Source organism: Thiomicrorhabdus cannonii, assembly GCF_013391695.1.
Taxonomy (GTDB): Bacteria; Pseudomonadota; Gammaproteobacteria; order Thiomicrospirales; family Thiomicrospiraceae; genus Thiomicrorhabdus; species Thiomicrorhabdus cannonii.
The window spans coordinates 90,381-96,625 of sequence record NZ_JACBGH010000008.1; the positions used below are offsets into that span (position 1 = coordinate 90,381).

Sequence of the window (6,245 nt, forward strand, 5' to 3'; positions counted from 1 at the left end):
TTTCAGGGTTTAAAAACTCAACAGGCCGGGTAGAGCATGCTTTACCCGGCCTGTTGAGTTTTTGGAGAGCGGTTTTCAGTGCTGCGAAGCGGGAATGGAAGTGGCCTGCTCCGGCTTCGGTTCTTCCTGTTCCTTGTGTTTGGCCAGATAGACTTTCAGCGCCAGCGATTTGGCGCGGATATTGAACGTCAGTTTGGCCACATCGTCGAAATGCTTGGCAAAATGCACGGTCATGCCTTCCTGCAGGTAGTCGGGCAGTTCCTCAAAATCCTTTTTGTTCTCGAACGGCAGAATCAGTTCCTTCAACCCCAGACGTTTGGCGGCGATGACTTTTTCGCGGATGCCGCCTACCGGCAAAACCTGACCGGTCAGACTCAGCTCGCCGGTCATGGCCAGCGGCGTTTTGATCGCCTCGTCACGCGCCAGCGACAAGAGCGCCGTGGCCATGGTGATGCCGGCGCTCGGGCCGTCCTTGGGAGTGGCGCCGTCGGGGACGTGCAGGTGCACAAAGGCCTTGTCGAAAAACTCCGGGTCGGCCTTGTATTTCCCCAGATTAGAGCTGATAAAACTGTAGGCGATGCCGGCCGATTCCTGCATGACTTCACCGAGCTGCCCCGAGAGTTTGAAACCGCGGTTGAAGGTATGCACGCGACTGGCTTCGATGGTCAGGGTCGCGCCGCCCATCGAGGTCCACGCCAGACCGGTCACGGTGCCGATCTGCTGGTTCATCTTTTCCGGGCTGAAACGCGGCTGCCCCAGCATCTCTTCGAGTTCGTTGACATGGATGCGCGCCTGGTCGATTTCGCCCATCACGAATTTCAACGCCAGCTTGCGTACCAGCTTGGAGAGCTGTTTCTTGAGGTTGCGCACGCCGGATTCACGGGCGTAGCCTTCAATCACATGACGGATGGCCGGCACGGTAATCTGCACTTTCTCCTTGTCCAGACCGGCTTCGTCCACCAGCTGCGGCCAGAGGTGGTGTTTGGCGATCTGAATCTTCTCTTCGGTGATGTAGCCGGCCAGACGGATCACCTCCATGCGGTCCAGCAGCGGGCCGGGAATGCTGTCGAGGGTGTTGGCGGTACAGATAAACAGCGCCTTGGACAGATCAAAACGCACGTCCATAAAGTGGTCCATAAATTCGCTGTTCTGTTCCGGGTCGAGCACTTCCAACAGTGCGGAGGCCGGGTCGCCGTGGTAGGAGGCGCCGATCTTGTCGATCTCGTCGAGCATAATCACCGGGTTGGCGGTTTCGCAGTCTTTCAGCGCCTGGATGAACTTGCCGGGCATGGCGCCGATATAGGTGCGTCTATGCCCCTTGATTTCGGCCTCGTCGCGCATGCCGCCGACCGAGAAGCGGTAGAACTTGCGCCCCAGCGCATCGGCAATGGAGCGGCCGATGGAGGTTTTGCCCACGCCCGGCGGGCCGACCAGACAGATAATCGAACCGGAGACTTCGCCCTTCAGCGCGCCCACCGCCAAGAATTCGCTGATGCGGTCTTTGACGTCGTCCAGACCGTCGTGGCCTTTGTCGAGCACCTTGCGGGCGCGTTTCAGGTCGAGCAGGTCTTTGCTGTGTTTGCCCCACGGCAGTTGCGTGAGCCAGTCGAGCCAGTTGCGGGCGACGTTGTATTCCGGCGATTGCGGATCAAGTATTTCCAGTTTTTGCAGTTCCTCTTCCGCTTTCTTGAGGGCTTCGTCGCTCAGGGCAAGGCTCTCCATGCGTTCGCGGAAGCGTTCGCTGTCGAGCGTCTGGTCGTCTTTGAGGATGCCCAGTTCGCGCTGGATCTCGTTGAGCTGCTGGCGCAGGAAAAATTCGCGCTGCTGCTCGTTGAGGTTTTCCTCGACGCGTTCGCGGATGTTGTATTGCAGTTTGGTGACTTCGATTTCCTGTTTGAACAGCGCCAGCACTTTTTCGAGACGCTCGCTCAAGTCAAGCGTTTCCAGCACTTCCTGCAAACGCAGCGGGTCGGCGGTGGTCAGGCTGGCGGCAAAGTCGGCCAAGTGCGCCGGCTGGCTCGGGCTGTAACGGTTAAGGAAGAATTTCAATTCTTCGCTGTACAGCGGATTCAAAGGCAGCAGTTCGCGGAAGGCGTTCATAATCGCCAGACCATAGGCTTTGAACTCTTTGGCGCTGCCGTTTTTGATGTCGGCAGGGTAACTGACGCGCGCTCTGTAAGGTGCGCTGTGCGAAATCCACTGTTCGATCTTGAAGCGCTGCACGCCTTCGGCAATCAGCTGGATAAAGTCTTCGCGCTCCTTGGGTTCGTGGATGCGGATCAGCGTGCCGATCGGCGCAAACGCTTCCGGCGGGGCGGTTTCGTAATCTTCGTGGTCGACAAACACCATGCCGATGTATTTATGGTGGTCGGCCTTGATCGCCGCAAAGGTTTCTTCCCAGTTGTCACGGTTCAGCAATACCGGAAGCTGTTGTCCGGGAAAGAAAGGACGTTCCTTGACCGGCAGCAGGTAGATGTCGGTGGGCAGGGTCAGTTCGGGCTTGGCGAGCTGACGCGCCTGACGCAGTTTGTCGTCGCTATCCGCCTCATGGCTGGCAATATGTTCGCCATCGAGCACACGCGGTGCGTTTTCGTCATGGCCATCGTCAGACCCGGCCTGTTGAGAATCCTGGCGGTTTTCCAATTCAGCGTTCAGTTCGTTGTCGTTGCTATCGTGGTGGACTTCTTGTGTGTCTAGGATATCTGTCATGGGTTTCTTGTTGCTGATTGGTTGGAAAAGTAGGGTATTATATGCGGATTAAGGAGCGGAGTTTCAAGGATACGGAATGCAAAAAACGCAAATCAAAATTGGTTTTGTCACGGTGTCGGACCGTGCCAGCCGCGGAGAATATGAAGATCTCGGCGGACCGGCAATGCAGGCGTGGATGACGCAGGCATTGAGCAGCGCCTGGACGCCGGTGGCTCGCCTCATCGAAGATGAACAGCCATTGATTGAAGCCACTCTGAAAGAGTTGGCCGACGAACAGGGCTGTTGCTTGATTTTGACCACCGGCGGCACCGGGCCGGCCAAACGCGATGTGACGCCCGAGGCGACCGCGGCGGTGTGCGACAAGATTCTGGACGGTTTTGCCGAGCAGATGCGCGCCGTGTCGCTCAAATATGTGCCGACGGCGATTCTGTCGCGGCAGATTGCCGGCACCCGCGGTTCGAGTCTGATTATCAATTTGCCGGGCAAGCCTTCGGCCATCGGCGAATGTCTGGAGGCGGTGTTTCCGGCCGTGCCTTATTGCATCGACCTGATCGATGGCCCTTATCTGGAAACCAACGATGCCTTTATCAAGGGGTTCCGCCCCAAGCATGCGGTCAAGAAAGGATAAGCACGTGACCAATATCAATTACCAGTATGACGGTCTGGAGACCGTGACCGATTTTGTGCGTTGGGGCGGCTCGTTGTTTAGAGGGGCGAATCTGTTTTTTGGCCACGGTACCGACAATGCGTTTGACGATGCCAAGACCCTGGCGTTTCATGTGTTGAATCTGCCTTGGGAGATTCCCGAGCGCTACTGGCAGGCGAGGTTGTCGCCAGACGAAAAGCGCCGCGTGGCGGAGCTGTTCAAACGCCGCATCGAAAGCCGCAAGCCTTCGGCCTATCTGATCGGCGAGGCGTGGTTTGCGGGCATGCGTTTTATCGTCAACGAGGCGACGCTGGTGCCGCGCTCACCGATCGCCGAGCTGATTGCCAAAGAGTTCGACGGTTGGGTCAATCCGGAGAAAGTGCATCGCGTGCTGGATATGTGTACCGGCAGCGGCTGCATCGGCATTGCCAGCCTGCAGGCGCTGCCTTATGCCACGGTGGATCTGGCGGATATTTCGCCGGAAGCTTTGGCGGTGACGCAGCAGAATATCGACCTGTATCGGCTGCATGACAGCGCGCGCGCCATCCAATCCGATCTTTTCAGCGCGCTGCAAGGCGAGAAATACGACCTGATTCTGTCCAATCCGCCTTATGTGGATGTGATCGAGATGGATGCCCTGCCGGAGGAGTTTCAGCAGGAACCCCGTTTGGGTCTGGAGGCCGGGGAGGACGGTTTGGATCTGGTACGCCGCATTCTGGCCGAAGCGAGCGACCATCTGACTGATGACGGTGTCTTGATTGTCGAGGTCGGGGTGTCGCAATACTATCTGGAGCAGGTTTATCCCGAACTGCCGTTTTTCTGGTTTGAGTTCGAGCAGGGCGGGGAAGGTGTATTCGCCATTCATAAGTCCGAGCTGGACATTTTCCAGGAGATTCTTAACGAGCGGGTGGAACCTTAAACGTGGTTTTGAAGGCGTTGGCCGTTATTTTGCTTAGCTGAGAGTTATGTTTAAAACAGGTTGCCGGCAAATCACGGTGAGTCAGGATTGGGAGAGTTGAGGATGCAAAAAAAAGGTCGATTTTCGTTAAAAGTCTGCGTTATGGCGTTGGCGGCTGTCATGGCGCTGCCGTCTTGGGCACAGGACAGCCATGCTGCTGACAAGCATGCCGCGCCCATTACCGCACCTTTAGTCGACTTGGGTGCGGAGCATGAGAAATTAGTACCCAAGCCCCCGGCTGCGGATGTCCATGACGAACCCAAGGCGGACACTCAGGCTGCGGCCAAGCCGGAAAAGCATGAAGCCCACGCCGTACACTGGAGTTATTCGGGTGAGGGCGCGCCGCGCTTCTGGGGCGAGCTGGCGCCGGAGTTCAGCACCTGTAAAACCGGCCGCAACCAGTCACCGATCGATTTGCGCGACGCCCGCGCGCTGGGAACTCAAGGGTTGGCGGGGTTGGATATCGCCTATCGCGACAGTTTGCTGAAAATCATCAACAACGGCCACACGGTACAGGTCAATTTCCCGCTGGGCAGTTACATCAAAGTCGGCGGGCATCGTTATGAACTGCTGCAGTTTCACTTCCATACGCCAAGCGAACACTTTAAAGAAGGGTTTGCCTATCCGATGGAGATGCATCTGGTGCATAAGGACGGCGACGGCAACCTGGCCGTACTCGGAATTTTGTTTCAGGAAGGCGAGGAGAACCCTTACCTGAACGGGATTCTCAAGCGCCTGCCGAAAGAGGTCGGCAAGGAGCAGTTGCACGACGACTTTAAACTCAATCCGGTGAATTTCCTGCCGGGCAATACCGAGTTTTATAAATACAGCGGTTCCTTGACCACGCCGCCTTGTTCCGAAGGGGTTTACTGGATGGTTTTCAAACAGCCGATTGAGGCCTCTGCCAGACAAATCCGGCAGATGAACGAGCTGATGGGGGAGAACGCCCGTCCGGTTCAGCCGCTGAATTCGCGTGACGTGCTCAAGTCGTGGATGGAACCGGAAATCGATAATCGCCTCTACGAAGTCTATTGATGGAAAATCGGATGGATAATCAAACCCAAATTCCAGTAGCGGCTGACAAGGCGGTTAAAAACGGTATGAGCGGCGCTCAGGTGCTGCTGATTGTGTTGCTGACGATTTTGCTGACAGCCGGATTGAGTTATTGGGCATTGAGCCAGACGCTGTTCTTGAAATCATTTACGCCGGTGGAGTTGAAACCCAAAGAGGAGCAGGCGCTCAATAGCAAATTGCGCGCCATCGGTGTTGAAGTGGAGGAGTACGATGCGCAGGGTAATCTCAAGCCGGAGGCCTACAGCGAAGTGGGCGCCAAGCGCGAGGTGTATTTCAGCGAGCGCGAGCTGAATGCGATGTTGGCTAAAAACACCGATCTGGCGCGCAAGGTGGCGATCGACCTGTCCGATAATTTGGTAAGCGCCAAAATACTGGTGCCGCTGGAAGAGGATTTTCCGGTCATGGGCGGCAAGACGCTGCGCATTAACGCCGGCGTGGAGCTGGCGTTTCAGAACGGCAAGCCGATCGTTAAACTCAAAGGGGTCAGCCTGATGGGCGTGCCGGTGCCGAATGCCTGGCTGGGCAATCTGAAAAATATTGATCTGGTGCAGGAGTTTGGTGCCGACCCCGGTTTCTGGAAAGCGTTCGCCGACGGGGTGGAGAATATCAGCGTGGTGGAAGGCGAATTACAGATCAAATTGAAAGAGTAGGGAGTGCGCTTTCAATAAAAAACCGGCAATTTGAAGTGACCCCAAAAACTTGGACATTTTAGTTAAGCGGTACCCAAGGCGTGATTTCGATACTCTATCGGACTCAGGCCTTTGAGTTTCTGCTTGATGCGTTTGTGATTATAGTACTCAATATAGTCATGCACTTCTTGAATCAGATGATCAGCATCTTTAAACGCTTTAGCATGAT

6 protein-coding genes are annotated in these 6,245 nt (G+C 56.0%); 4 read left to right on the plus strand and 2 right to left on the minus strand.

The genetic code is table 11. The features are described from left to right. Window positions 1-75 precede the first annotated feature (75 nt). Window positions 76-2,709, minus strand: coding sequence for an endopeptidase La (lon, locus tag HZ297_RS09370; RefSeq protein ID WP_218644598.1), 2,634 nt, complete (start codon window positions 2,707-2,709; stop codon window positions 76-78). A 76-nt stretch (window positions 2,710-2,785) separates the two neighbouring features. On the opposite strand from lon, the gene mog reads away from it, so the two are divergent. The 4 genes from mog (at window position 2,786) to HZ297_RS09390 (ending at window position 6,037) form a co-directional block, all read left to right on the plus strand. Continuing rightward, window positions 2,786-3,337: a molybdopterin adenylyltransferase gene (gene mog / locus HZ297_RS09375; RefSeq protein WP_178863103.1), complete on the plus strand. Its 552-nt coding sequence runs from the start codon at window positions 2,786-2,788 to the stop codon at window positions 3,335-3,337. Between the two features lie 4 nt (window positions 3,338-3,341). Then, window positions 3,342-4,274, plus strand: coding sequence for a 50S ribosomal protein L3 N(5)-glutamine methyltransferase (gene prmB, locus HZ297_RS09380; protein WP_343034804.1), 933 nt, complete (start codon window positions 3,342-3,344; stop codon window positions 4,272-4,274). Between the two features lie 102 nt (window positions 4,275-4,376). Continuing rightward, complete coding sequence (locus HZ297_RS09385; protein ID WP_246261849.1) at window positions 4,377-5,348, plus strand: carbonic anhydrase; 972 nt, start codon at window positions 4,377-4,379, stop codon at window positions 5,346-5,348. An 11-nt stretch (window positions 5,349-5,359) separates the two neighbouring features. Further along, window positions 5,360-6,037: an arginine N-succinyltransferase gene (locus HZ297_RS09390; RefSeq protein ID WP_246261856.1), complete on the plus strand. Its 678-nt coding sequence runs from the start codon at window positions 5,360-5,362 to the stop codon at window positions 6,035-6,037. Between the two features lie 62 nt (window positions 6,038-6,099). Here the strand turns inward: HZ297_RS09390 and HZ297_RS09395 are convergent. Beyond that, window positions 6,100-6,245, minus strand: a 146-nt coding sequence (locus tag HZ297_RS09395) for an IS3 family transposase (RefSeq protein WP_178863107.1), incomplete at its 5' end; no start/stop codon positions are given.